Source organism: Sorangium sp. So ce204 (assembly GCF_051526795.1).
Classification (GTDB): Bacteria; Myxococcota_A; Polyangia; order Polyangiales; family Polyangiaceae; genus Sorangium; species Sorangium cellulosum_B.
In genome coordinates this window covers 1,011,634-1,035,795 of the sequence record NZ_CP150317.1, presented here as the reverse complement: position 1 = coordinate 1,035,795, position 24,162 = coordinate 1,011,634, and the positions used below count along the sequence as shown (strand labels likewise).

Below are 24,162 nucleotides of genomic sequence, written 5' to 3'. Positions count from 1 at the left end.
TCACGCTCAGCACACCTGCTCGCCACGGTGCATTCCCGTGAATGTCGCGCGCCCGCCACGAGCGGACTCGGAACGATCGAGCACGAGGCGCATTGAGATCTCGGCTCCTGGATTCTCATCAAGAGAGCAACTGACCGCGCAGACCCCTCTGGTTGGGGCTCAGTCGCGCCGGAACACATGATGTTGTGGTCCCCCCTGACGCGGCGAAGCCCTGGCGAGCTCGGCGAGCGGCCTCATCTTTCCTGGGCGGTCGCCGGCGCGATGCTCCGCCCGGGGGCGCGCGAGCCCTGGGGGCGCCGGCCTCTGGTACGATGCACACTGGCGAAGCGAGGTGGACGCAAACCATACTGGGTGGACGGACTGTTGAGCCCGTGTGGTGTTCCGCGGGGGGAGCTCCGCGACAGAGAGGTGACCATGTCGACCCATTTCATCGACGGCAGCTGGGTGACCGGCGCGGGCGAGCCGTTCGCGAGCCGGAACCCCGTGACGCAGGCGGTCGTCTTCGAGGGGCGCGCCGCGAGCGAGGAGCAGGTCGACGCGGCCGTGACGGCGGCGCGCGGCGCGTTCGCTGCGTGGCGCGATCGCGGCCTGGAGGAGCGGGCGGCGCTGGTGAAGCGGTTCGCCGGCCTCCTGGGCGAGCACAAGGCCCGGCTCGCGGACGTGATCGGGCTGGAGACGGGCAAGCCGCGCTGGGAGGCGCTCACCGAGGTCCAGACGATGATCGGCAAGATCGACGTGTCGCTGATGGCCTGGCGCGAGCGGACGGGCGAGCGTCAGGCCGAGGCGGGCGACGCGACGGCCGTTGTGCGCCACCGGCCGCACGGCGTGGTCGCTGTGCTCGGCCCCTACAACTTCCCGGGCCACCTGCCGAACGGCCACATCGTCCCGGCCCTGATCGCGGGCAATTGCGTTGTGTTCAAGCCCTCGGAGCTCGCGCCGAGGGTCGCGGAGGAGACCGCGCGGCTCTGGGAGGCGGCGGGGATCCCGGCCGGGGTGCTCAACCTGGTCCAGGGGGGGAGGCGCACCGGCGTCGCGCTCGCCGGTCACCCGGGCATCGACGGCCTCTTCTTCACAGGCAGCTCCGGCACGGGCAACGCGCTGCACCGGCAGCTGGCGGGCCAACCGGAGAAGATCCTCGCCCTGGAGATGGGCGGCAACAACCCGCTCATCGTCCAGGACGTCGCGAACACCGAGGCGGCGAACCACCATATCCTTCAGTCGTCCTTCATCTCGGCGGGCCAGCGGTGTACGTGCGCGCGGCGGCTGCTCGTGCCGGCGACGCCGGAGGGCGACGCGCTGCTGGGGCGCCTGGTCGAGGCGGCTTCCCGGCTCAAGGTGGGCAGGTACGACGACGCGGAGCAGCCGTTCATGGGCGCGGTGATCTCGCTCGCGGCGGCGGATCGGCTGCTCGCGGCGCAGGCGCGGCTGGTCTCGCTCGGCGGCGAGGTGCTGCTGGAGATGCGCCGGCTCGAGGAGGGGACCGCGCTGCTCTCGCCCGGCATCCTCGATGTGTCGGCGATCAAGGAGCTCCCGGACGAGGAGCATTTCGGGCCGCTCGTGCAGGTGCAGCGCTATACGAGCTTCGATGAGGCGCTCTCGCTGGCCAACCGCACGCGTTATGGGCTCGCGGCCGGGTTGATCTCGGATCGCAGGGAGCTCTACGAGCGGTTCTGGCGGGAATCCCGGGCGGGGATCGTCAACTGGAACAAACCGCTGACGGGGGCGTCGAGCGCGGCGCCGTTCGGGGGGGTCGGGAGCAGCGGGAACCACCGGCCAAGCGCGTATTACGCGGCGGACTACTGCGCATATCCGGTCGCGGGGCTGGAGGCGGCGGCGGTGGCGCTGCCTGGGCAGCTGGCGCCGGGGATGCGGCTCAACAGCTAGAACCAGAGCCAGGGGGCAACGGCCGCCGGGGAGAGGGGAGGGGGCGCGCGGGGGCGAGGGGGGCCCTTCCCGCGGACTCGCGCCTTGTGGTGGCTATGGCCGGCTGTACGGGACGGGGAGATCTGAGGGCGACAAGCTGCGGTGCGGGCCGGCGCTCGGATCCGCGGGGCCCTTCCCCCTCGCCCCCGCGCGCCCCCTCCCCTCTCCCCGGCGGCTCCAGGATGGAACGGGCGGGGTGGAGAGGGGTCAGGAAGCGGAGCTCTGCGGGCCTAGCTCTATCGGGAGGGCGGTGAGGCCGCGCATGCCGGGGCTCATGCGCCAGGTCAGCGGCCCAGGAGAGAGCTCGGCGTCGGGGAAACGGCGCAGGAACGTGGAGATGACCGCCTGGGCCTCGACGCGGGCGAGCGCGGAGCCGGCACAGTAATGGACGCCCAGGCCGAGCGAGATGTGACGGATGTCCGTGCGGCGGAAGTCGAGCTTGTCGGGGTCGGGGAACTGCGCGGGATCGCGGTTCGCCGCGCCGAGCACCAGGAAGGCACGATCGCCCTTCGGGATGCGCACGCCGTCGAGCTCGATGTCGTCGAGCGCGACGCGGCTCATCCACTGCACCGGAGAGTCGTATCGGAGCAGCTCCTCCACCGCCGGGCCGATCAGCGACGGGGTGGCGCGCAGCGCTTCGCGCTCGGAACGGTGGAGAAGGAGCGCGAGCAGGCCATTGCCGATGAGGTTCTTCGTCGTCTCGTGGCCGCCGAAGAGGAGCATGCAACACGTCGAGAGCAGCTCCTGCTCGCCGAGGATCATGCCCTGCTCCTCCGCGAGGATGAGCTGGCTGAGCAGGTCGTTGCCAGGGCTCTGCCGCCGGGCCGCGATCACGCCGCGGAAATAGTCCTCCAGCTCGGCCACGGCGCTCAGCGCGCCCCCCGCGATCTCCAGCGTCGGCCGGCCCGCGCCAAGGAAGCCGCTGAGCGCGTTGGACCAGCCCTTCAGCCGGTGCCGGTCCTCGGCAGGTACACCGAGCACCTCGCCGATCACGAGCAGCGGCAAGAGATCGCCGAGATCGCGGAGGACATCCATCCGGCCCGCCGGGGCGACCGCGTCGAGCAGCTCGTTGACCAGCGTCTCCACCCGGGAGCGCAACCCCTCGACGAGCCGCGGCACGAACGCCTTGTTGATCAGCGAGCGGATGCGCGTGTGCTCCGGCGGATCGAGCAGCAAGGCCCACGACGCCAGGTTGCGGCGCAACGGCTCCAGCCGCTGCCGCACCTCGTCAGGCAGCTTCGTCACGAAGGCGCTGGAGCGCTTCGCCGACAGGCGCGGGTCACGAAAGCCCGCCGCGACCTGATCGTAGCGGGTGATGAGCCAGCCGTTGTAAGCCGCGCTGAAGTACACGGGCGCTTCCTGGCGCAACCGGGCGTACACGGGGTACGGGTTCGCGAGCGTCTCCGGCGACTGGAGGCGAAACGGATCGAGATCGGCGTCCGCCGCTGGATTGGCCGCGGGCGGTGCGTCGGGCTTCGGTGCGTCGGGCGAGTTCATCGGGCCAGGGTACGACGGTCACGCCCGCTTGGGAACCGGCGCGACCCACGCCCCCGCAGGCCCGCCCCAGGCCGGCCTCTCCGCCAGCGCACGGGCGCGCGGCCGCCCTTGGCTACAGCGGCTTCCGCCCCCCTCTGCCCCATGCCGAGCCGCAGCAGAGCGGCGGTCTCCCGAGCCGCAGCAGAGCGGCGGTCTCCCGAGCCGCAGCAGAGCGGCGGTCTCCCGAGCCGCAGCAGAGCGGCGGTCTCCCGAGCCGCAGCAGAGCGGCGGTCTCCCGAGCCGCAGCAGAGCGGCGGTCTCCCGAGCCGCAACAGAGCGGCGGTCTCCCGCACAGGAGACGGGCCCAGATCGGCGTTTTCGGCGCGCAAGCGCACTCCTGTGCGCTGAGCACCGAAAACGTCGAGGTGGGCCCGTCTCCGAAGCGGGTGACCGCCGCTCTAGGACCAGAGCTTGATTCCGCCGAGCAGGCCAGCGACGTTGTCCACCACGACGACGTTCTCGGGCAGCCGCGAGGCGTCGAGCAGGCGCGCGTTGCCGCCGCCGAGGTAGAGCTTGCGGTAATTGAAGATCGGCTCGAGCTGCTCGATCATCTTGCGCACGCGCTTGTTCCAGCGCTTCGGGCCGATGCGCTTGCACTCGGCGTCGAACACGCGGTCCTCGTACTTCAGGTCCCTCTTTCCGTACGGATGGTGCCCGAGCTCGAGGTTCGGCACGTAGCGGCCGTCGATGTACAGCGCGCAGCCGAGCCCCGTGCCGAAGGTGAGCACCATCTCGAGCCCCTTGCCCTCGATGACGGCGAGCCCCTGGATGCCCGCGTCGTTGGCGACGCGGACAGGCTTGCCAAGGCGGCGCTCGACGGCCTCGCCGAGCGGGTAGCCCTTCCACTTCTCGTTGTCGAGGTGCGGCGCCGTCTTGGTCACGTTCTCCATCACCACCCCGGGGAAGCCGATCGAGACGCGATCGAACTCCCCCTGCGCCCGGGCGATCTCCTCGATGAGGTCGAGGATGGGGTCCGGCGAGGCCGGCTGGGGCGTCAGCACGCGCACGGGATCCGTCATCGGAGTCCCCTGCTCGTCGAGGATGGTGGCCTTGATCCCCGTTCCGCCGATATCGATACAAAGCGTGCGCATGGATCCCTCTGTCTCCCCCCGGAGCTCTTCCTCCAGGGCCGCCGCGGACGCGCCCACGCGCCCGCGTTCGCAGCGGACATAATCTAGAGCTCTGGCTGCGCGTCAACTGGCGCCGCGACGGCGCACGCCCGAGCGGGCGATCACGCCCCCTGAGCCCGCCCTCCCGCGCACACGCCGCCCGGCGCCGACCAGCGGGCACCCCCGCTGCCCCGGTGCCCCGGCCGCCGCGCCGCCCGCCCCCGGGCGACGCTCAAGGCGAGCCGCAAGCGTCGCACGCGACGCTCGGCGGCGGCGCACCGTTTGCGAGCCCGTCGAGCCATTGCACGAGGCGCGCTCCGCGCGACTCGAGGGTGTAAAATTCCGGCCGCCAGAGGATGCAGTGCGCGGAGCCGGCGGCAAGGAACGACCTGAAGTTCGGCGTCGACGCCTCGATCTCGGCGATCTCTGCCCTCATGGCGTCGGACCACGCCTGGGCGTCGCCGCCGCCCATCGCGTTGAAGAAGAAGGCCTGGTCCTCATCATAGACGGTGTTGTACTGCGACAGGCGCATGTCGGGGTAATGGGCGCCGATCTTCTCGTAGAGCGCCGACAGCCGCGCGAGCTCGGCCGGGTCGAGGCCAGGTATCCATGTGGGATAAGCGCCCTCGGGCTTCCAGGAAGGAAGGCTGTCCCTGAAGAACGTCTCCGTGATGATCCCTGCCCCGCTGTCGGCGAACTCGATGACCGACGCGCTCTTGTAGTGCTCTCGCAGGTGCGCGGACCAGAGGATGGCGCCATACGCGCCCGCGCTGCAGCCCGTCACGAAGATCTTCTCTGGCGCGGAGACGTTCTCGTAGATCCAGCCGAGCGCCGCGCGGACGTTGACGGCGCCCTTGTGCTGGATGGTGACGGCCTGGCTCCCCTCCCCGTACGTGGCCACGTTGTCGCCCCAGTGGACGTCCGCGGTGCAATAGGGGATGTACACATGGTGCCAGTCCTTGAAGGGGTTGTCCGGGTTCTCATGATCGTAGATCCCGGTCGTCAGGGCGTCCTCGCCGACCGTCTCCTGGAAGAGCGCTCCCGCGAACGAGCACGTGGTTGCGTCCCAGCACGCGCCGCCGCCGCGGAACTCGACGATGAGGCGATTGACGGTGCCCGGACGGACGAAGTACTTGAAAGGATCACCGCGCGAGCACGTCGTCTCGCCGCCCGGCTCGATGGAGCTCCAGCCAGACGGCAGGCTCAGGATCCCGCCCCGCGGCTCGCTGCTCGCGTCTTCGTGCTCGGCGGACGCGCCGCCACAGCCGAGGACAGCGAGCGGGCAGAGCAGGAGTCGAACCGGGAGGGGCGGAACGATCTTGAATCGCATGGAGGGCAGACAATACCACTCCATGCCGCGCGGGCATCACCCGCCGGTGACGGCCCGCTCGGCGCCCGCTCGGCGGTGCCGTCGCGTCATGGCACAGGGGCGTGCTCTGCCCACAGCTGCGACGCGGCCTCGCCGACGGCGCGGCGGATCGACCCCTCGTCGAGGCGGGCGCGGTCGCGCGGCGCGAGGGCGGCGCAGACGCCGAGCGCGACGAGGTAGAGGGCGCCGATGAGGCCGATCCAGCGCAGGCCGGACGCACCCAGGCGTGAGATGATCTCGATGGGCACGATCTGCGCGCGGATCTGGACGGCCCCGATCACGATCACGGCGCGGTCTCCCTCCTGGAGCTCGATGTCGGCCGGGCCCGTCAACAGGCGCGCGAGCCCGTCGGCGCCGTGGAGGCGCGCCCGCGTCCGCCGCGGGACGTGCAGCACGTAGCGTGCGCCGATCACCTCCGCGATGACCGGGGCCGCTCTATCGAGCTCCCCCGACGGCACGCGCACGATGGACGCGGGCGTGTCGCCGATGTGCGCGCGCCCCTCCGCGAGCACATGGCGGACGCCGAGCACGTCTTTGCCTCGGACGGCGACGAGCTCCAGCGCGCGCCGCGCAGAGGCGCTCGCCGCGGGCGGCCGCGACCTCCGGTCGCTGATGGGTTCGGCCGCCGATGCCTCATTAGGCCCTTTCGCCATACTCTCCAGCCCCCTTCGTCGGCCACCGGCAGGGCTCGACTCGACATGTCACCTGAAGACCCTGCCCCCCGCGGCGCTGCCCCGCGCGCTTCCGCATCACTCCCCTTCCCTGGCTCTCTGGCATGGAGCGTTCCGTGGCCGAGCGCGCAGGGACGTGGCGGACCGACGGCCCGCGCCGGCCGCGTGAGGCCCCGGAGGACGCGCCCTGCCACCGCGCGCCGAGGCGCGACGGGAGACGCCCGCCCCGGGGCAGCTCCGCCGCTCCGGGAAGGGCCCGCGACGCGGCGCGCCGTGCCCGGAGCTCCGCCCCGGAGCTCCGCCCCTATTTCGTGGCGCCCTCCCGGCGCTGGTGTAGATCGCCGCCCGTGAGGAAGCGCCCCCTCGGCAAGACGACCCTTCAGGTCTCGGAGCTCGCCCTAGGCACCTGGGGACTCTCCGGCGACGGCTACGGCCCCATCGCCGACGTCGAGATCGATCGCGTCATCGATCGCGCGCTCGCGGTCGGCATCGACCTCTTCGACACCGCCGACGTCTACTGCCGCGGCGAGATGGAGCGCTGCCTCGGCAGGCGGCTCCAGGGCGCCGGCACGACGTTCGTCGTCACCAAGATCGGCACCGTTCGCGACGGCGATCCCCCGACGAAGCGGTTCGACCCGGCCCACCTCCGCACCGCGTTCGAGCGGTCGCAGGAGCGCCTCGCCCGCGAGGTGGTCGACGTCGTCCTGCTCCACAACCCCACCGTGGCCGCGATGCAATCGGGGGAGGCCCTCGCCTTCCTGAAGGACCTCAAGCAGGCCGGGAAGATCCGCGCGTACGGCGTGAGCGCCGGCTCCGCGGACGTCGCCCGCTCCGCGCTGCGCGACGAGGTCGACGTCATCGAGATCGCCTACAACGCCTTCTTCCCCGGCGACCTCCACGACGTCGCCGGCGACGTCTCCGAGTCCGGCGCGGGCGTCCTCGCCCGATCGGTGCTCGCGCACGGGCTGCTCGCCGGCCAGTGGAGCCCCGAGCGCGAGTTCTACCTCGACGATCACCGCTACCAGCGGTGGACCCGCGACGAGCTCAAGACCCGCATCCGCCAGCTCGACGCGCTCAGGCCGCTCGTCACGGGCGCCGTCACCTCGCTCCGCTCGGCGGCCCTGCGCTTCGTCCTCGCGAACCGCGTCGTCTCTTCCGCCGTGCTCGGCCCCCGCTCGGTCGCCCAGCTCGACCAGCTCGTCCGCGAGGCCGGCATGCCGCCCTACCTCCAGGACACGGCGCTCACGGAGCTCTCCGCGCGCCTCAAGCAGGCCGGGATCGAGGTGTGAGCACGATGGACCAGAACGACAGGGAGCTCGACGAGATCGTCCGCATCGCGCGCGCCGCGGCGGCGATCGTGATGGACGTGTACGCGACGCCGTTCGCCGTCGAGATGAAGGGCCCCGGCGACCCGGTGACCCGCGCCGACCGCGAGGCGAACGCGCTCATCTGCAGCGCGCTCGAGGCCGCGTTCCCCGGCGAGGCGATCCTCGCCGAGGAGAGCGTCCCGACCGGCGACGAGCTCGCCTCGCGCCTGGGGAAGGAGCGGGTGTTCTTCGTCGACCCGCTCGACGGCACGCGGGAGTTCGCGGACAGGAACGGCGAGTTCGCCGTGATGATCGGGCTCGCGGTCCGCGGCCGCGCGGCGCTGGGCGTCGTGGTGATGCCCACGACGGGCGAGGCGCTGGCCGGCCGCGCCGGCGAGGGCGGCGCCGCCTTCCTCGAGGCGAGGGACGGCAGCCGCAGGCCGCTCCGGGTCTCGGCCGTGAGCGCTCCGGCCGACGCGACGCTCGTCGTCTCGCGCTCGCACCGGCCGAAGGAGCTCGAGCCGCTCCTCGCGCGGCTCGGCATCTCGAAGGTCGTCCCCTGCGGCTCGGTCGGCGTGAAGATCGCCCGGATCGCGACCGGCGAGGTCGACCTCTACGTGCACGGCGGCGGCGGCGCCAAGCTCTGGGACAGCTGCGCGCCCGAGGCCGTGCTCCTCGGGGCGGGCGGCAGCTTCACCGACCTCTCGGGCGCGCCCATCGACTACAAAGGCCCCGGGCTCAAGCTCGGCCGCGGCATCATCGCCTCGAACGGCGCCCTCCAGGCCGCCGTCGTCGCCGCGGCGAGGTCGGAGCTCGGCTGAGGCGCGATGCGGGGGCAGGCCGAGATCGTCATCGTCGGCGCGGGGATCATGGGCCTCGCGATCGCGTACAACCTCGCGCGGCACCACGGCGTCACCGACATCGTCGTCGTCGACCGGAGCTACCTCTGCGGCGGCGCCAGCGGGCGCAACGGCGGCGGGGTCCGGGCGCAGTTCTCGAGCGAGGGCAACATCCGGCTCATGCAGGAGAGCATCCGCATCTGCCGGGATTTCGCCCGCGAGATGAAGATCAACATCTGGTTCCGGCAGGGCGGCTACCTCTTCCTCGTGCGCAGCGAGGCCGGCCGCAGGACGCTCGAGAAGAGCGTCGCCGTGCAGAACGCGTGCGGCCTCGGGACGCGGATGCTCACCGCCAACGAGGCGCGCGCGATCGTGCCGCAGCTCTCGACCGACGGCGTCGTGGCGGCGAGCTACAACCCCGACGACGGCGTCGTGTTCCCCTGGCCGTTCGTCTGGGGCTACGCCGAGCGCGCGCAGAAGCTCGGCGTCGACATCGCCACCTTCACGAACGTCCTCGGCTTCCGCACGCAGGGCGCGCGGATCGACGCCGTGGTCACCGATCGCGGCGAGATCCGGACGAACAAGGTCGTCAACGCCGCCGGCGCGTGGAGCCCCGAGATCGCGCGCATGCTCGGCGTTGAGCTGCCCAACCACCCGCACCGCCACGAGATCTGCTCGACCGAGCCGCTCAAGCCCTGGCTCGGCCCGCTCGTCGCGGATCTCTCGAACGGCCTCTATTTTTCGCAGTCGATGCGCGGCGAGATCGTGGGCGGCATCTCCAACGAGGACGTCCCCGACGGCCTCGACATGGGGTCGAGCCACAAGTTCCTCGCCCTGTACGCGCGGGCGCTCGTCGCCGCGTGCCCCCTCCTCGGCAGCGTGAAGGTGCTGCGGCAGTGGGCCGGCTGTTACGACCTCACCCCGGATCAGAACCCGATCGTGGGCGGGGTCGACGAGGTCGAGCACTTCTACCAGGCCTCCGGCTTCATGGGGCACGGCTTCATGATCGCGCCCGTCATGGGCAAGCTCCTCGCGCAGCACATCGCCGAGGGCGCCTCCCTCCCCCTGTTCGATCGCTGGAACCTGCGGCGCTTCAGGGAGGGCCGGCTCCTCAGCGAGGCGATGATCATCGGCTGAGCGCCTGCCCCGGCGGCGCGGCGGCGGCGGCCCTTCAACGCGGTGCGCGCCGCACATGCCGCACATGCCGCGCTCCCCCGCCGCGTCGCGCTTCGCCTATACTCGCGCCCCTTCGCCATGGGTCACCTCGTCCTCGTCACCGGCTCCTCGAGCGGCATCGGCCTCGCGACCGCGGTCGCGTGCGCGGCCGCGGGCCACCGGGTCATCGCCACGATGCGCCGCCCCGAGAAGGCCGGCGCGCTCCTCGCCGCCGCCGGCGCGCGGGGCGTCACGATCGAGATCGAGCAGCTCGACGTCGCCGCGGCGAGCGCGCCCGACAGGGTCCGGGAGATCCTTGAGAAGCACGGCCCGGCTTACGCCCTCGTCAACAACGCCGGCATCGCGGTCGGCGGCGCCTTCGAGGAGCAGGCGGACGGCGACGTCCGGGCGCAGTTCGAGACCAACGTCTTCGGGCTGATGGCCGTGACGCGCGCGGTGCTCCCGGCCATGCGCGGCGCGGGGCGCGGCCGCATCGTCAACGTCTCGAGCATCTCCGGGCTCGTCGGCCTCCCCGGCGTGAGCGCCTACGCGGCGACGAAGCACGCCGTCGAGGGCTTCAGCGAGGCGCTGCGCTGGGAGGTCGCCCCGTTCGGCGTCCACGTCTGCCTCGTCGAGCCCGGCACCTTCAAGACCGAAATTTTCTACGAAAACCAGCGACGCGGCGCCCACGTCTCGCTCGACGGCCCTTACGGCGCGATGACCAGGGCGATCGAGCAGATGATCCTGAAGGACGCCGCCAAGGCGCCGCCGCCCGCCCCGGTCGCGGCGGCGATCCTCCGCCTCATCGACGACGCATCGCCGCCTTTCAGGACCCTTGTCGGCCGGGACGCACGGGCGCTCGTCGCGCTGCGCCGTGTCATCCCCGACCGGCTCTTCGCCACGGGGATCCGCCGGCTCGTCTCGGCGCCGCGCTCGCGTTGACACGTTCTCTGACGGCGAATAGCGTCGGCTTCGCCGTTTCCATGGCGGAGCGGCGCCACGTCGTGGCCGAAGGGGGGCCGCGCCCCCTGCCGCGCGCTGTTTTTGTCCACTTTCGTCCCCTCAGGCTAACGAAGGCTAGCCGCTGACCGCCTCTCCTGAAGCGCGCCGTGCGACGGCGAGGTCAGGCCGGCAGCATCACCGAGGTCCCGGAGGAAACACCATGTCCCGCTCAGCACGCAGCATCCTGCCGCTCCTTCGCTCGCTCCTCCTGGGGGCCGCCACCGCGTCGTCGATGGCGCTCTCCGCAGGGGTCATCGTCGGATGCGGCGACGAGAACGACCCCGAGACGCACGTCAAGCGGCTCGACGACCCGGCCACGCTCACCGCCTCCGTCAACCGGCTCGTCCAGTTCTTCGAAGACGCGATGACGCGTGACAACAAGGACCGGAACGGCCCGACCGTGAAGCCGCTCCTCGACAAGATCATCGAGCCGATGACGCAGAAGTGCGTCGCCGGCGATCTCGACGAGCGCACGAACTCGAAGCTCATCAAGTTCATCTCCGACACGAGGGACCCGCGCGGCGAGGCCTGCCTCATCAAGGCGCTCAAGGACTACAAGCCCGAGTCCACCGAGGAGGACGTCCGCTGGGCCGTGCGCGGCCTCGGCGCGACGAAGTCGGAGAAGGCCGCCGAGCCGCTCATGGCCGTCTTCTCGAAGCTCCAGCACGGCAAGCCGAAGGGCTCGACGATCTCGCGCGACGTGCACGACGCGATGGTCGACATCAACAGCAAGTCCTGGGAAGACGGGCTCATCACGATGATCGGGCGCCCGATCAACGACCCGAAGGACGTCGGCACGATGCGGAACGAGCTGTTCTGGCAGATCACCGCCGCGGAGCTGCTCGGGTGGCAGCGCAGCGAGAAGGCGGTCGTGCCGCTGCTCAAGGTGGTGCTGTCGCCGTTCAAGGCGGACGCGGCCACGACGGCCATCCTGGCGCTCACGAAGATCGGCAAGCCCGCGATCCAGCCGACGATCGCGCTGCTCCAGGGCGACCAGAAGGAGCTCGTCGAGTACTCGAAGGTCGAGAACCTGAAGGGCGCCGGCGACAAGGCGAGCGCGGAGCAGAAGAAGGCCGCGGAGACCGCCCACGTCGCGGCGGCCGCGCTCGTCCTGGCGACGATCGGCCGGCAGGAGTCGTCGCAGCCGCTGCTCGCCGCGCTCGGGAAGGCCGAGGACGTGCCGCGCGCCATCATCGCGCGCGAGCTGACCAAGGTGCCGAGGACGCCGGAGACCCTCGCGGCCTTCCAGGCGGCCTACGAGAAGACGCCCGCGGGGCTCGAGATGCCGCCGGCCGGCATCAACGCGCGGGTGATGCTCGCCGAGGCGGCGAGCAACTTCTTCGACGCGAGCCTCGTGCCGTGGCTCGTGAAGACCGGCCTCGAGGCGCGCGGCGAGGAGGACGACGTCGCGCAGATCCGCGACGTCTCGCTGCAGACGGCGCTCAAGCTGATGAAGCCCGACCAGATCGCCGACGTCGACCGGCTCGCGGGCACCCGCACGAGCGGCGGCGGCACGGTCGGCAAGTCGATGGAGAAGGAGATCAAGATCGCAAAGGAGCTGCTCGGGGCCTGCGGCACCAAGCTCGAGTGTTACGTCGGCAAGCTCGGCGATCCGGCGTCGCAGGCGAAGGAGACGCAGTTCCAGGGGATCAAGTCCGCCTACATGGCGGGCGTGCTCGGCACCCCCGAGGTCCGGCAGCAGATCATCGACGCGATGCCGAAGGTCTCGAACGCGGCCGTCCGCTTCGTCTCGGTCTCGGTCATCGACGCCCTCTCGCCGAAGGGCGACGCCGAGGTCGCGACCAAGCTGCAGAAGATCGTCGACGACGGCGAGGCCTCGAAGGATCCCGAGAAGATCGCCGGCAACGCGCCCTTCAAGACGGTCATCTACCGCCTCACCGCCCGCGCTCAGTGACCGCCGCAGCGCCGTGCGCCCCGTCCCGAGGTCGGGCCGCACGGGGCGCACGGGGCGCATGAAACGCGCAGTCGGGCATATCACTTCGATCCAGATTTTCCTTGATCGACGCCACCCGGGCGCGATGCTTGCGTGAAGCCCGCGCGAAGCCCGCGCAAAGCTTCACCGACGCGCCTGGCTCCTGATTTTTCCTGGCGTCTCCGCCGTCTTGACGGTTTACTCCGGCCCTTGTCACGGGGTCTTTCCGGCTGAAGAACGAACCATGATCGTGCTCGAGGTAACCCAGGGTCTCGCTGCCGGGCGCACCTTCGAGCTCCAGGGCGAGCTGATCACGCTCGGGCGCTCGTCGGACAACCGCGTCGTCCTCGACGATCGCCACGTCTCCGGGGCGCACGCGCGCATCGTGAGCGGCGCCGACGGGGTGATCCTCGAGGATCTGCGCTCGACGAACGGCACGAGCGTGACGCGGCGGGGCGAGCGGCTGGAGCTCGGCGCGGGGCGCAGCGCGCTCGCCCTCCAGACGGGGGACGTCATCGAGCTCGGCTCCGGGGACGCTGTCACCCGGATGGTGGTGAAGATCCCGGAGGAGGCCGACGACGCGCGGGTCGTCTCGATCCGCCGCCTCGACGAGATCGAGCCTGCCGAGGCGAAGATCGAGCGCGACCCGAGCGCGCTGTCGGCGATGTACGCGGCGCAGAAGCGCATCGGCGCGGCGACCGATCTCGACGAGGTGCTCGCCGAGATCGCCGACGCGGTGCTCGCGCTGGTGCCGAGCTCGACGCACGTCACGGTGGTGCTGCGCGACGACGACCAGGAGCCGGGCGCGGCGCCGGCGGCGTTCGTGCCGGTGCTGACGCGGGTCCGGTCCGCGTCGGGCAAAGGGGGGCCGCCTGCAGGGCCGGTCCCGATCACGCGCAGCGTGTACCGGAAGGTGATCAAGGAGCGGGCGGCCGTGCTCGCCGCCGACGCGCCGATCGAGGTCGGGCAGTCCGAGTCGCTGATGGGCGCCTCGATCCGCAGCACGCTCGCCGTCCCGCTCTGGAAGGGCGAGGAGATCATCGGCGTGCTCCAGGCCGACAACCGGAGCGTGCCCGGGATGCTGAACGCCGGCGACCTGGAGACGCTCCTCGTGCTGGCCGCCAACGCCTCGCTCGCGGTGGCGAACGCCCGGCTCATCAAGCGGCTCGTGCTCGCGGAGGAGCGGCTCCAGAAGGAGAACAGCTTCCTCAAGGGGCGCGAGGAGCGCCGCCGGGGCGGCGGCGGGGGCGCGGTCGACATCATCGGCAACAGCGACGCGATGCGCAAGGTGATCGGGCAGCTCGACAAGGTGGTCGACACGCGCGTCACGGTGCTGATCGAGGGCGAGACGGGCACGGGCAAGGAGCTCATCGCCGCCGCCGTCCACTACCGCTCCCGCCGCCGCGACAAGCTGTTCGTTGCGCAGAACTGCGCGGCGCTGGCCGAGAGCCTGCTGGAGAGCGAGCTCTTCGGGCACAAGAAGGGGTCGTTCACGGGCGCCACCGAGGAGAAGAAGGGGCTGTTCGAGATCGCCGACGGGGGCACGCTCTTCCTCGACGAGATCACCGAGACGCCGCTGTCGCTGCAATCGAAGCTGCTCCGGGCGCTCCAGGAGGGCGAGATCCGCCCCGTGGGCGCGACGAGCCCGAAGCACGTCAACGTGCGCATCGTCGCCGCGACGAACCGGAACCTCGAGGACGAGGTGGCCAAGGGGCGGTTCCGCGAGGACCTCTACTACCGCCTCAAGGTCTTCCCGATCCGGCTGCCGCCGCTGCGAGAGCGGCGCGACGACATCTCGCTGCTCGCGGCGCACTTCCTGGAGCGCTACGCGGACGAGATCGGCAAGCCGTGCGGCGGGTTCAGCCAGCAGGCGATGGAGCTCATGGTCGCGTACGACTGGCCGGGCAACGTGCGGGAGCTCCAGAACGAGGTGCAGCGGATCGTCATCCAGCTGGAGCCGGGGGCGTTCGGGACGCCGGAGCTGCTCTCGCCGAGGATCCGGCAGGTCGAGGGGCTCGTCGCGCGGGCGGGGACGCCGAAGGGGTCGCTCAAGGAGATGATGGACGCGGTCGAGAAGTTCTTCCTCCTGGAAGCGCTGCGCGGGCACAACAACAACAAGACCAACGCGGCCAAGTCGCTCGGGATCACGCGCGAGGGGCTGCACAAGAAGCTCCGGCAATACGGGATCTGACGGGGCACGGGGCACGGGGCACGGGACACGGGACACGGGACACGGGACGGAGGGGGAGGGCTTCCCAGGAAGCGAGGGAGCCCTCGGGAGGGGGTGTCGCGCGCGGGGCCGGCGGGGGGCCCTTCCCACGAACTCGCGCCTTGTGGTGGCTATGGCCGGTTGAACGGAGGTAGGAGAACCAGGAGCGAGTGGCTTCGATGCAGGCCGGCGCTCGGGTTCGTGGGGCCCTTCCCCCGCCGGCCCCGCGCGCGACACCCCCTCCCGAGGGCTCTTTCCAAGGGATGGGAAAGAGCGGTTTCGAAGGTGTGCGCGGGCGGGGGCGGGGGGAGGATGCGGGGATTTGCTGGGGGTGTCTACGCGGCGTGGCGGGGACGCTGGGGTCTGGCCGCGGGAGACGGGAGGGCGGCTCTGCTTATCGCTTCGGATTGGAGCGCATCTGCTTCGAGATCTGCTTCCAGCGCCGCTTCTCCTCGATCCTCGCGCGCACGTCCTGCTGCCCGGCGAGGTGGCGTCGCTCGGCACCCAGCTTGAGGTAGGCGCCGAGGCGCTCGGGATCGAGGTCGCCGTCCTTGATGGCACGGAGCACCGCGCAACCGGGCTCGCCGTCGTGCGCGCAGTCCCGGAAACGGCACGCCGCGGCGTGGGCCTCGACGTCGTCGAAGCCGGCCGGGGCGCTGCCGCCCGCGGACCAGAGGCCGAGCTCCCGTATGCCCGGCGTGTCGATGAGGAGACCACCGCCAGGGATCAGGAACAGCTCCCGGTGAGCCGTCGTGTGGCGGCCACGCTCGTCCGACGCCCGGATCGCACCCTCCAGCTGGACCTCCGCGCCAAGCAGGCGATTGCTGAGCGCGGACTTCCCCACGCCGGACGAGCCGACGAGGGCAATGGTCTCCCCTGCCCCGATCTCGGCGCGGAGCGCGTCGAGGCCGGCGCCGGAGAGCGCGCTGACGAGCGCGATCGGGGCGGCAGGGGCGACGTCCCGCGCCGCGTCGATGTACCGCGCCGGATCCGGGCAGACATCGGCCTTGTTGAGCACGAGGACCGGGCGAGCGCCGCTGTCGAGGACGGCGTCGATGTAGCGCTCGAGGCGGCGCAGGTTGAAGTCGGCGTTCAGCGACGTGACGATGAACACCTTGTCGATGTTGGCCGCGAGCACCTGGGCCTCCACCGTGGGCCCAGCGGCCTTGCGGCGCAGGCACGTGCTCCGCGCGAACGTGTGCACGATGTACGAAGGCCCAGCGCCGTCGCCAGGCCTGAGCCCCACCCAGTCACCGACGGTGGGGAGCGCCGCGCGATCCGCGGCCTCGTGCGCGAGGCGACCGCTGACCACCGCGAGGCGCGGGCCATCCGCGGTCTGAACGTGATGCCTGGACGCGGACGCGAGGACGACGCGCGCAGGCTGCACGGCATCCTTGAGACAGGCGAGCTGGCTCGCGAAGAAGGGAGTCCATCCGAGCCCGACCAGATCGGGCCGCATTTCGTGCTGCAAAGACGGATCAACGAGAGAATCGAGGTGAGTTTGCATGACGGACGAGCGCTCCATGGCGTTCGGCCGCGCCCGAGCTTCGGCGCGCGGCGATCGACGGACAGGGCGCGGCGGCGCACAAGCGCGCACGCGCCGGCCATTCCACACGCGGGGCCACCGCGGAGCGGAGCTCGTCGATCGATCAGGACGTCATGCCAGAAGGCACGCCCGGCCAGGGCAGATCCCTGGGAGGGGCACGCGCTCAGGGCACACACGCGCCCCTCAGGGCACGCGGGCGACGTCGCGGAGACGTGGAGACGAGCTCAGCCGGCCGCGGCGGAAACAACGGCGGCGGCGCAATGGGTGTGCGATGTGTTGGCACTCATGACCTGACCTCCGCGTTCGGCTCACGTCACCACGACGCGACAGCACCTAGAATCCTATGGCCCCGCGCCGACGTCAAGCGCTCTCGGCTCGGCCCGGCCGTGTGGACAGCGAGCACAGCGCGCGCGGGACGTGGGGCGCCCTCGTTCCAGGTGAACGACAGTGGGTCGACAATTTCCGCTCGGCCAATGGTTGCCGATAGTTGGAAGACCGACGAAGACCGACGAAGACCGACGAAGCCGGACGAGACCGCGCCTTCCCGGTGAGGCCACCCCGCCCTCCGGCCCTGACGGCCGCGGAGGTTGCGAGGAGCGCCTCGCCGCACTAGGGTCCTCCGCTCCATGCCCACACACTTCGAGCTCGTCTCCGAATTCAAGCCGTGCGGTGACCAGCCTCGCGCGCTCCAGGAGATCTGCTCCGCGTTCGAGCAGGGCGAGGCCTTCCAGGTCCTCCTCGGCGTCACGGGCAGCGGCAAGACGTTCACCGCCGCCAAGGTGATCGAAAAGCTGCAAAAGCCGACCCTCATCATGGCGCCGAACAAGACGCTGGCGGCCCAGCTCTACGGCGAGATGCGGGAGCTCTTCCCCAACAACGCCGTCCACTACTTCGTCAGCTACTACGACTACTACCAGCCCGAAGCCTACGTCCCGACGAGCGACACGTTCATCGAGAAGGACGCGATCATCAACGACGCGATCGACCGCATGCGCCACGCGGCGACGCACGCGCTGCTCTCGCGGCCGGACGTGATCATCGTCGCCTCCGTGAGCTGCATCTACGGCATCGGCTCGGCCGAGAGCTACCACGGGCTCCTGATCAAGCTCGAGCGCGGCACCGAGATCCGCCGCGACGAGCTCCTGCGGCGGCTCGTCGACATCCAGTACACGCGGAACGACGTCGATTTCCACCGCGGGACGTTCCGCGTCCGCGGCGATGTCGTCGAGATCTTCCCGGCCTACGAGGAGGCGCTCGCGATCCGGGTCGAGTTCTTCGGCGACGAGATCGAGGCCATCAAGGAGGTCGACCCGGTCCGCGGCAAGGTGGTGGGCCAGCTCGATCGCTACGCGGTCTTCCCCGGCTCCCACTACGTCACCGAGCAACAGCAGCTCAGGCTCGCGATCCAGGCGATCCGCGAGGAGCTGCGCGAGCGGATCGACTTCTACGACAGGGCCGTGCGCTTCCTCGAGAAGCAGCGTATCGAGCAGCGCACGATGTACGATCTCGAGATGCTGGAGCAGATGGGGTTCTGCAACGGCATCGAGAACTACTCGCGCCACCTCTCGGGCCGGAAGGCCGGCGAGCCCCCGCCGACGCTGATCGACTATTTCCCGAAGGACTTCCTCCTCATCATCGACGAGTCGCACCAGACCGTCCCGCAGGTCGGGGCGATGTTCCGGGGCGACCGGGCGCGGAAAGAGACGCTCGTCGAGTACGGGTTCCGGCTCCCCAGCGCGCTCGACAACCGGCCGCTCCAGTTCGAGGAGTTCGAGCAACACTACGCGCAGGTCCTCTTCGTGAGCGCGACGCCCGGCGACTACGAGCTGCAGAAGTCGGCCGGGTCGGTCGTGGAGCAGATCATCCGGCCGACCGGGCTCATCGATCCGCAGATCCACATCCGCCCGGTGTCCGGTCAGGTCGACGACCTGCTCGCGCGCATCCGGGAGCGGGTCGGCCGCGGCGATCGCGTGCTCGTCACGACGCTGACCAAGCGGATGGCCGAGGATCTGACCGAGTACTACACGGAGCTCGGCATCCGGGTCCGCTACCTCCACTCGGACGTCGACACGCTCCAGCGCGTGGAGATCCTCCGCGATCTCCGGCGCGGCGAGTTCGACGTGCTGGTCGGCATCAACCTGCTGCGCGAGGGGCTCGATCTGCCCGAGGTGTCGCTGGTCGCCATCCTCGACGCCGACAAGGAGGGCTTCCTCCGGAGCCCGCGCTCGCTCATCCAGACGATCGGCCGCGCCGCACGCAACGTGCACGGCGAGGTCGTGATGTACGCCGATCGCATCACCGAGGCGATGAAGCGCGCGATGGACGAGACGAACCGGCGGCGCGCGATCCAGGAGGCGTACAACAAGGAGCACGGCATCACGCCGGCCACGGTGAAGAAGGCGATCCTCGACCTGTCGCCCACCTCGGGCACGCGCGACTACTACGCCGTCCCGAAGGGCCCGGCGAAGCCCGCGGCCGATGCGGCGCGCGCCGCGGTGGACCTGGTCGACCAGATCGACGCGCTCCGGCAGGAGATGTTCGCGGCGGCGGAGAACCTCGAGTTCGAGAAGGCGGCGCGGCTGCGCGATCAGCTCCGGCAGCTCAAGGCACAGCAGGGGGACGGGGACGCCGGCGCGGCGCGCGAGGCGGCCGAGGAGAAGCCGGCGCGGGCTGGGCGGCCGGCGAGCCGGCGCGGGCCGGGCGGCAAGGGGGGCGGGAGGCCGGCGGCGGGCGGCAAAGGGGGCGGACGGGCGGCGGCGGGGCGAGGGGGCGGGCGCTACCGATAGCTACGGAGCCCGCGGGGGAGGAGGCTGCGCGCGCGGGGGGCGGTGGTTTGGCAAACGCTCTTTCGGTGAAGCATCGTTTTGCTTCGTGCGGCGAGCTATCGGCGTCGACCCTGCCGCGCGACGCTGTTAAGGGGGCCCCGGCATGGCAGTCTCGTCCGATCCGATACTCGTCACCGTCACCGGCAAGGACCACCCCGGCATCACCGCTCGCCTCACGGGCATCCTCAGCGATATCGGCGCCACGCTGCTCGACATCGAGCAGGTGGTGGTGCACGGAAACCTGAACCTCGCGCTCCTCGCGCTCTTCCCCGAGACACGCAGCGGACTCAAGGAGCTGCTGTTCGCCGCGAAAGAGCTCGGCGTGACGCTCGACTTCAAGCCGCTCGACGGGGGCGCGCCGCGGCGCACGCCGGGGAGCCGGTACGTGGTGACAGCCATCGGGCGCGAGCTCGGCGCGAAGCCGCTGCACGACGTGGCCTCCACGCTCGCAGCCCACGGCGCGAACATCGAGAAGATCGCGCGGCTGTCGGTCGAACGCCTCTCGTCGGTGGAGATCCAGGTGCTGCTCCAGCGCGAAGAAGCGGCCGACGCCCTCAAGCAGGCCCTCCTCGCCCTCGCGACGCAGAACAGCTTCGATCTCGCGCTGCAACGCGAGGGGCTCTTCCGCCGGAGCAAGCGGCTCGTCGTGATGGACATGGACTCGACGCTCATCCGGATCGAGGTGATCGACGAGCTGGCGCGCGCGAAGGGCGTCGCGGAGCAGGTGGCGAAGATCACCGAGCGCGCGATGCAGGGGGAGATGGATTATGACGAGTCGCTCCGCCAGCGGCTCTCGCTGCTCCGCGGCCTCGACGTCGGCGTGCTGCGGAAGCTCGCCGCAGAGCTCCCCATCACCGAGGGCGCAGAGACGCTCATCCGGGTGCTGAAGCGGCTCGGCTACCGGACCGCCGTGATCTCCGGCGGCTTCTCCATCGCAGCGGAGGCGCTGAAAGCGCGGCTCGGGATCGACTACGCCTACTCGAACGCGCTCGAGGTCGTGAACGGACAGCTGACCGGCCGGGTCACAGGGCCGATCGTCAACGCACAACGCAAGGCCGAGCTGCTCGAGACCATCGCCCAGGCAGAAGGCGTGTTGCTCGATCAGACCATCGCCGTGGGCGACGGCGCCAACGACCTCCTGATGCTGCAAAGAGCCGGCCTCGGCGTCGCGTTCCGCGCAAAGCCCAAGCTGCGAGAGGCCGCCGACACGTCCCTCTCCGCAAGCGGCCTCGACGCCATCCTCTTCCTGCTCGGCATCACCGAACGCGAGCTCCTCGAGGTGGCATGAGCCGCACGACACGGCCCGTCCGCCCAGCAGCGGAGTCCCACGGGACGCAGCGCCGCGCTCGACAGCGGCGCGCTGACCGGGCCCCCGCGGCCGTCCGGCGCGGCGCCTGACCCGCCTCGCCTGGCCAGGCGACGGTGTGGGAGGGGCTGCGCTGGGCGCGTCGCTCGCTCGCGGCGCTCGGCCGTGCGCGGCGTTCGGCTCGCCAGCGGGCCGCCGTGCTATCCACCGGGGCCATGCGGCGGAGCGGGTTCACACGGCAGGCGCGCTCCGTCGCCCGGAGCGGAGGTGATGCGTGAAGCGTCCGACGATCACGGACATCGCGTGGCGGGCGGGGGTATCCAAAGGAGCGGTGTCGTATGCGCTGAACGGCAGGCCCGGCGTGTCGGAGCCGACGCGCGAGCGGATCCTGGCCATCGCGGCGGAGCTGGGCTGGCAGCCGAGCAACGCGGCGCGGGCGCTCTCCGACGGCCGCGCCGGCGCCGTCGGCCTGGTCATCGATCGGCCCGCGCACATGCTCGGCATCGAGCCGTTCTTCATGCAGCTCATCTCCGGCATCGAGGCGGAGCTGTCCGAGAAGGCCGAGGCGCTGCTGCTCAAGGTCACGGAGGATCGCGTGGCCGAGGTGGAGACCTACCGCCGCTGGTGGGCCGAGCGGCGGGTCGACGGGGTGATCCTCGTCGACCTCTGCGACGACGATCCGCGCGTGAAGCTGATCGAGGAGCTGAAGCTCCCGGCGGTGGTGATCGGCGGGCCGGCGGGCAAGGGGCAGCTGCCCGCGGTGTGGAGCGACGACGCGAGCGCCATGCGGGCCGTCGTCGACTACCTGGCCGCGCTGGGCCACCGGTCGATCGCGCGGGTCGCCGGCCCGGCCGAGTTCGTGCACACCGCGGTCCGCACCAAGGCGTTCACCGCGGCCGCGCGCCAGCGGCGCCTGGATCGGGTGCAGACCGTCCACGCCGACTACACGGGCGAGGCAGGCGGCCAGGCCACACGGCGGCTCCTCGCCGAAGCCTCGCCGCCGACGGCCATCGTCTTCGACAACGACGTGATGGCCGTGGCCGCGCTCGCGGTCGCCCACGAGATGCGCGTCCCCGTGCCGGAGCGCCTCTCGATCGTGGCCTGGGACGACTCGGCGCTGTGCCAGCTCGTCCACCCCGCCCTGACCGCGGTGCGCCGCAACATCGCCGAGCACGGCTCCCGCGCCGCCGCGCTGCTCCTCCGCCTCGTCGCCGGAGAGCCGGTCGCCGACGACGAGTGCAGCGCGCCGACGCTCGCGACGCGGGGCAGCACCGCCCCGCCCCCCCGCGCATGAGCCGGCCCGGCCCGAGCGAGGGCCCTGCCCCCCCGCACGGGCGCATAGACTGAACCGATTAAGTAGCGTAAACTGAACCGATTAAGTCACCTGCCCGCCGCTCGCGCCTGGAGCGCGCGGCCCGCGCCGCGAGCAGGAGGACGGACGGTGTTCGAGAGCGCCGCTCTGCATGACCAGGACGAGAGGACTATGCACCGCAATTTCGCCAAAGTCGCAGTTCGTCAACAGGCGGTCGCCTGGCTGGGGGCCAATTTCTGGTCGAGGCGCGGCGGCCCGCTCATGTGGCAGAGCTATGATCCGTCCGTGGTCCGGGAGGAGCTCCGGGTGCTCGCCGATCACGGCCTGACCATGACGCGGTCGTTCTTCTACTGGCCGCATTTCATGCCGGAGCCGGACCGGATCGACGAGGACTGCGTCGCGCGTTATGCCGATTTCCTCGAGGCGCATGTCGAGGCGGGCCTCACGACGATCCCGACCCTCCTCGTCGGCCACATGTCCGGCGAGAACTGGGACCCGGCATGGCGGCGCGGGCGGGATCTCTACGGCGATGTGTGGATGGTGGCCCGGCAGGCCTGGTTCGCCGAGCAGATGGCGCGGCGCTTCGCGGGGCACCAGGCGGTGACGGGCTGGCTCGTCTCCAACGAGATGCCGATCTACGGCGAGCGCGAGCGCTCGATCCGCGAGAACGTCACGAGCTGGGCGAGCCTGGTCGTGCAGGCGCTGCGGGCCGGCGGGGCGAGCCAGCCAATCTCGATCGGCGACGGCGCGTGGGGCATCGAGGTCACGGGGAACGACAATGGGTTCTCCGTCCGCGATCTCGGCGCGCTCGTCGACTTCCTCGGCCCGCACGTGTACCGGATGGAGAACGACCTGGCGCGCCAGCACTACGGCGCGGCGTTCGTCTGCGAGCTCACGGGCTTCCTCGGCAAGCCCGTCGTGCTGGAGGAGTTCGGCGTGTCGTCGGCCTTCGCGTCCGACGAGAACGCCGCGCACTACTACCGGCAGGTCCTCCACAACACGCTGCTCGCCGGCGCCACCGGGTGGATCGGCTGGAACAACACCGATTTCGATCTCATTCACCAGGATCCCTACAGGCACCACCCGTTCGAGCTCCACTTCGGGCTGACGACCGTCGAGGGCCGCCCCAAGCCGCAGCTCGAGGAGATGGCCCGCTTCGCCAAGGTGCTCTCCGACATCGACGTCCTCGGCTGTGAGCGCGAGCCGGCCGACGCGGCGCTGATCGTCCCGTCGTACCTGGAAGGCGCGTTCCCGTTCACGGAGGCGGAGGACCGCAGCTACCTGTTCACGATGCTGCGGCAGGCCTACATCGCGGCGAAGGAGGCGGACCTGCCGGTCGGGCTGACGCGGGAGCGGGACGGGATCGCCGAGGACTGCCGGCTTTACCTGCTGCCGTCGGCCAAGCAGCTGACCGCGCCCACATGGCACCTCCTGGAGCGGCTGGCCTCCGCCGGCGCGGTCGTCTACGCGTCGTACTGCCACGGCACGCACGGGTCGCAGCGCGGGCCGTGGTACGCGCACCTCAACGCGCTGTTCGGCGTCGAGCACCAGCTGCGCTACGGGATGATCGATCCGATCGAGGACGATCGCGCGAAGCTCACCTTCGAATGCCAGTTCGGCACGATCGCGGCGGGCACGACGCTCACATTCCCGGTCTCCGGCACCGAGCACAGCCGCGCTTACCTCCCCGTGCGCCCGAGGGGCGCGGAGGTCGTCGCGGTCGACCAGCGCGGCCGGCCGGCGCTGCTGCGGCGCAAGATCGGGAGCGGCAGCGTCGTGCTCTGCACGGTTCCGATCGAGCACTTCGCCGCGGCGACCCCGCGGATCAACCCGGAGCCAACCTACACGCTCTACGACGCGCTCGCCGAGCTCGCCGGCGTGAAGCGGCCGGTCACGGTGGACGATCCGCGCGTCGCGGCCGACACGCTGCGCCACCGCGACGGCCGCCGCTTCGTGTTCCTTGTCAGCCAGGCGGATCAGCCGCTCTCGGTGGAGCCCGCCGCGGCCTCGGGGCACCTGACCGAGCTGGGCGGCAAGTCCCCCGTCCAGGCCGTGGAGCTCGCGCCGTACGACGTGCGGATCCTCGAGCTGCAGCCGGGGCCGCGGTAAGCGCGGGGCGG

General features: G+C 71.1%; 16 protein-coding genes. 11 read left to right on the top strand and 5 right to left on the bottom strand.

Annotation, left to right across the window (positions count from 1 at the left end):
- Positions 1 to 414 precede the first annotated feature (414 nt).
- The gene (gene astD, locus WMF22_RS03830; RefSeq protein ID WP_437297758.1) at positions 415 to 1,884 is read left to right on the top strand and encodes a succinylglutamate-semialdehyde dehydrogenase; all 1,470 of its coding nucleotides are present in this window, start codon (positions 415 to 417) and stop codon (positions 1,882 to 1,884) included.
- A 246-nt stretch (positions 1,885 to 2,130) separates the two neighbouring features.
- On the opposite strand, the gene WMF22_RS03825 is transcribed toward astD, so the two are convergent.
- The 4 genes from WMF22_RS03825 to WMF22_RS03810 form a co-directional block, all read right to left on the bottom strand.
- Complete coding sequence (locus WMF22_RS03825; protein ID WP_437297757.1) at positions 2,131 to 3,420, bottom strand: cytochrome P450; 1,290 nt, start codon at positions 3,418 to 3,420, stop codon at positions 2,131 to 2,133.
- A 437-nt stretch (positions 3,421 to 3,857) separates the two neighbouring features.
- On the bottom strand, positions 3,858 to 4,550 hold the full coding sequence (locus WMF22_RS03820) for an ROK family protein (RefSeq protein ID WP_437297756.1): 693 nt from the start codon (positions 4,548 to 4,550) through the stop codon (positions 3,858 to 3,860).
- Positions 4,551 to 4,800: 250 nt separating this feature from the next.
- Positions 4,801 to 5,898 carry a pectin acetylesterase-family hydrolase gene (locus WMF22_RS03815; protein WP_438034870.1) on the bottom strand — a complete coding sequence of 366 codons (1,098 nt, stop codon included), beginning with the start codon at positions 5,896 to 5,898 and terminating at the stop codon, positions 4,801 to 4,803.
- A gap of 86 nt (positions 5,899 to 5,984) precedes the next feature.
- Positions 5,985 to 6,590, bottom strand: a complete 606-nt coding sequence (locus WMF22_RS03810; RefSeq protein ID WP_437297754.1) for a hypothetical protein — start codon at positions 6,588 to 6,590, stop codon at positions 5,985 to 5,987.
- 365 nt (positions 6,591 to 6,955) lie between these two features.
- Here WMF22_RS03810 and WMF22_RS03805 point away from each other — a divergent pair, with 365 nt between their 5' ends.
- The 6 genes from WMF22_RS03805 to WMF22_RS03780 all read left to right on the top strand — a co-directional run bounded on the left by WMF22_RS03805 (position 6,956) and on the right by WMF22_RS03780 (position 15,035).
- On the top strand, positions 6,956 to 7,897 hold the full coding sequence (locus WMF22_RS03805; protein ID WP_437297753.1) for an aldo/keto reductase: 942 nt from the start codon (positions 6,956 to 6,958) through the stop codon (positions 7,895 to 7,897).
- A 5-nt stretch (positions 7,898 to 7,902) separates the two neighbouring features.
- On the top strand, positions 7,903 to 8,736 hold the full coding sequence (locus tag WMF22_RS03800) for a 3'(2'),5'-bisphosphate nucleotidase CysQ family protein (protein WP_438037233.1): 834 nt from the start codon (positions 7,903 to 7,905) through the stop codon (positions 8,734 to 8,736).
- Between the two features lie 6 nt (positions 8,737 to 8,742).
- A complete protein-coding gene (locus WMF22_RS03795) occupies positions 8,743 to 9,891 on the top strand; it encodes an NAD(P)/FAD-dependent oxidoreductase (RefSeq protein WP_437297751.1) in 1,149 nt (382 codons plus the stop codon).
- Between the two features lie 117 nt (positions 9,892 to 10,008).
- Entirely contained in the window at positions 10,009 to 10,851 is an 843-nt protein-coding gene (locus WMF22_RS03790) for an SDR family NAD(P)-dependent oxidoreductase (RefSeq protein ID WP_437297750.1), read from the top strand.
- Between the two features lie 220 nt (positions 10,852 to 11,071).
- Positions 11,072 to 12,826 carry a hypothetical protein gene (locus tag WMF22_RS03785; protein WP_438034869.1) on the top strand — a complete coding sequence of 585 codons (1,755 nt, stop codon included), beginning with the start codon at positions 11,072 to 11,074 and terminating at the stop codon, positions 12,824 to 12,826.
- A 262-nt stretch (positions 12,827 to 13,088) separates the two neighbouring features.
- Positions 13,089 to 15,035, top strand: coding sequence for a sigma 54-interacting transcriptional regulator (locus tag WMF22_RS03780; protein ID WP_437297748.1), 1,947 nt, complete (start codon positions 13,089 to 13,091; stop codon positions 15,033 to 15,035).
- Between the two features lie 412 nt (positions 15,036 to 15,447).
- Here WMF22_RS03780 and rsgA read toward each other — a convergent pair whose 3' ends face one another.
- Positions 15,448 to 16,512, bottom strand: coding sequence for a ribosome small subunit-dependent GTPase A (gene rsgA, locus WMF22_RS03775; RefSeq protein WP_438034868.1), 1,065 nt, complete (start codon positions 16,510 to 16,512; stop codon positions 15,448 to 15,450).
- A gap of 713 nt (positions 16,513 to 17,225) precedes the next feature.
- On the opposite strand from rsgA, the gene uvrB reads away from it, so the two are divergent.
- The 4 genes from uvrB (at position 17,226) to WMF22_RS03755 (ending at position 24,151) form a co-directional block, all read left to right on the top strand.
- The gene (gene uvrB, locus WMF22_RS03770) at positions 17,226 to 19,385 is read left to right on the top strand and encodes an excinuclease ABC subunit UvrB (protein ID WP_437297746.1); all 2,160 of its coding nucleotides are present in this window, start codon (positions 17,226 to 17,228) and stop codon (positions 19,383 to 19,385) included.
- A 142-nt stretch (positions 19,386 to 19,527) separates the two neighbouring features.
- Complete coding sequence (serB, locus tag WMF22_RS03765) at positions 19,528 to 20,712, top strand: phosphoserine phosphatase SerB (protein ID WP_438034867.1); 1,185 nt, start codon at positions 19,528 to 19,530, stop codon at positions 20,710 to 20,712.
- A 292-nt stretch (positions 20,713 to 21,004) separates the two neighbouring features.
- Positions 21,005 to 22,024 (top strand): LacI family DNA-binding transcriptional regulator, encoded by a 1,020-nt coding sequence (locus WMF22_RS03760; RefSeq protein WP_437297744.1) that lies wholly within the window; start codon positions 21,005 to 21,007, stop codon positions 22,022 to 22,024.
- A gap of 189 nt (positions 22,025 to 22,213) precedes the next feature.
- A complete protein-coding gene (locus tag WMF22_RS03755; protein WP_437297743.1) occupies positions 22,214 to 24,151 on the top strand; it encodes a glycoside hydrolase 5 family protein in 1,938 nt (645 codons plus the stop codon).
- Positions 24,152 to 24,162 lie beyond the last annotated feature (11 nt).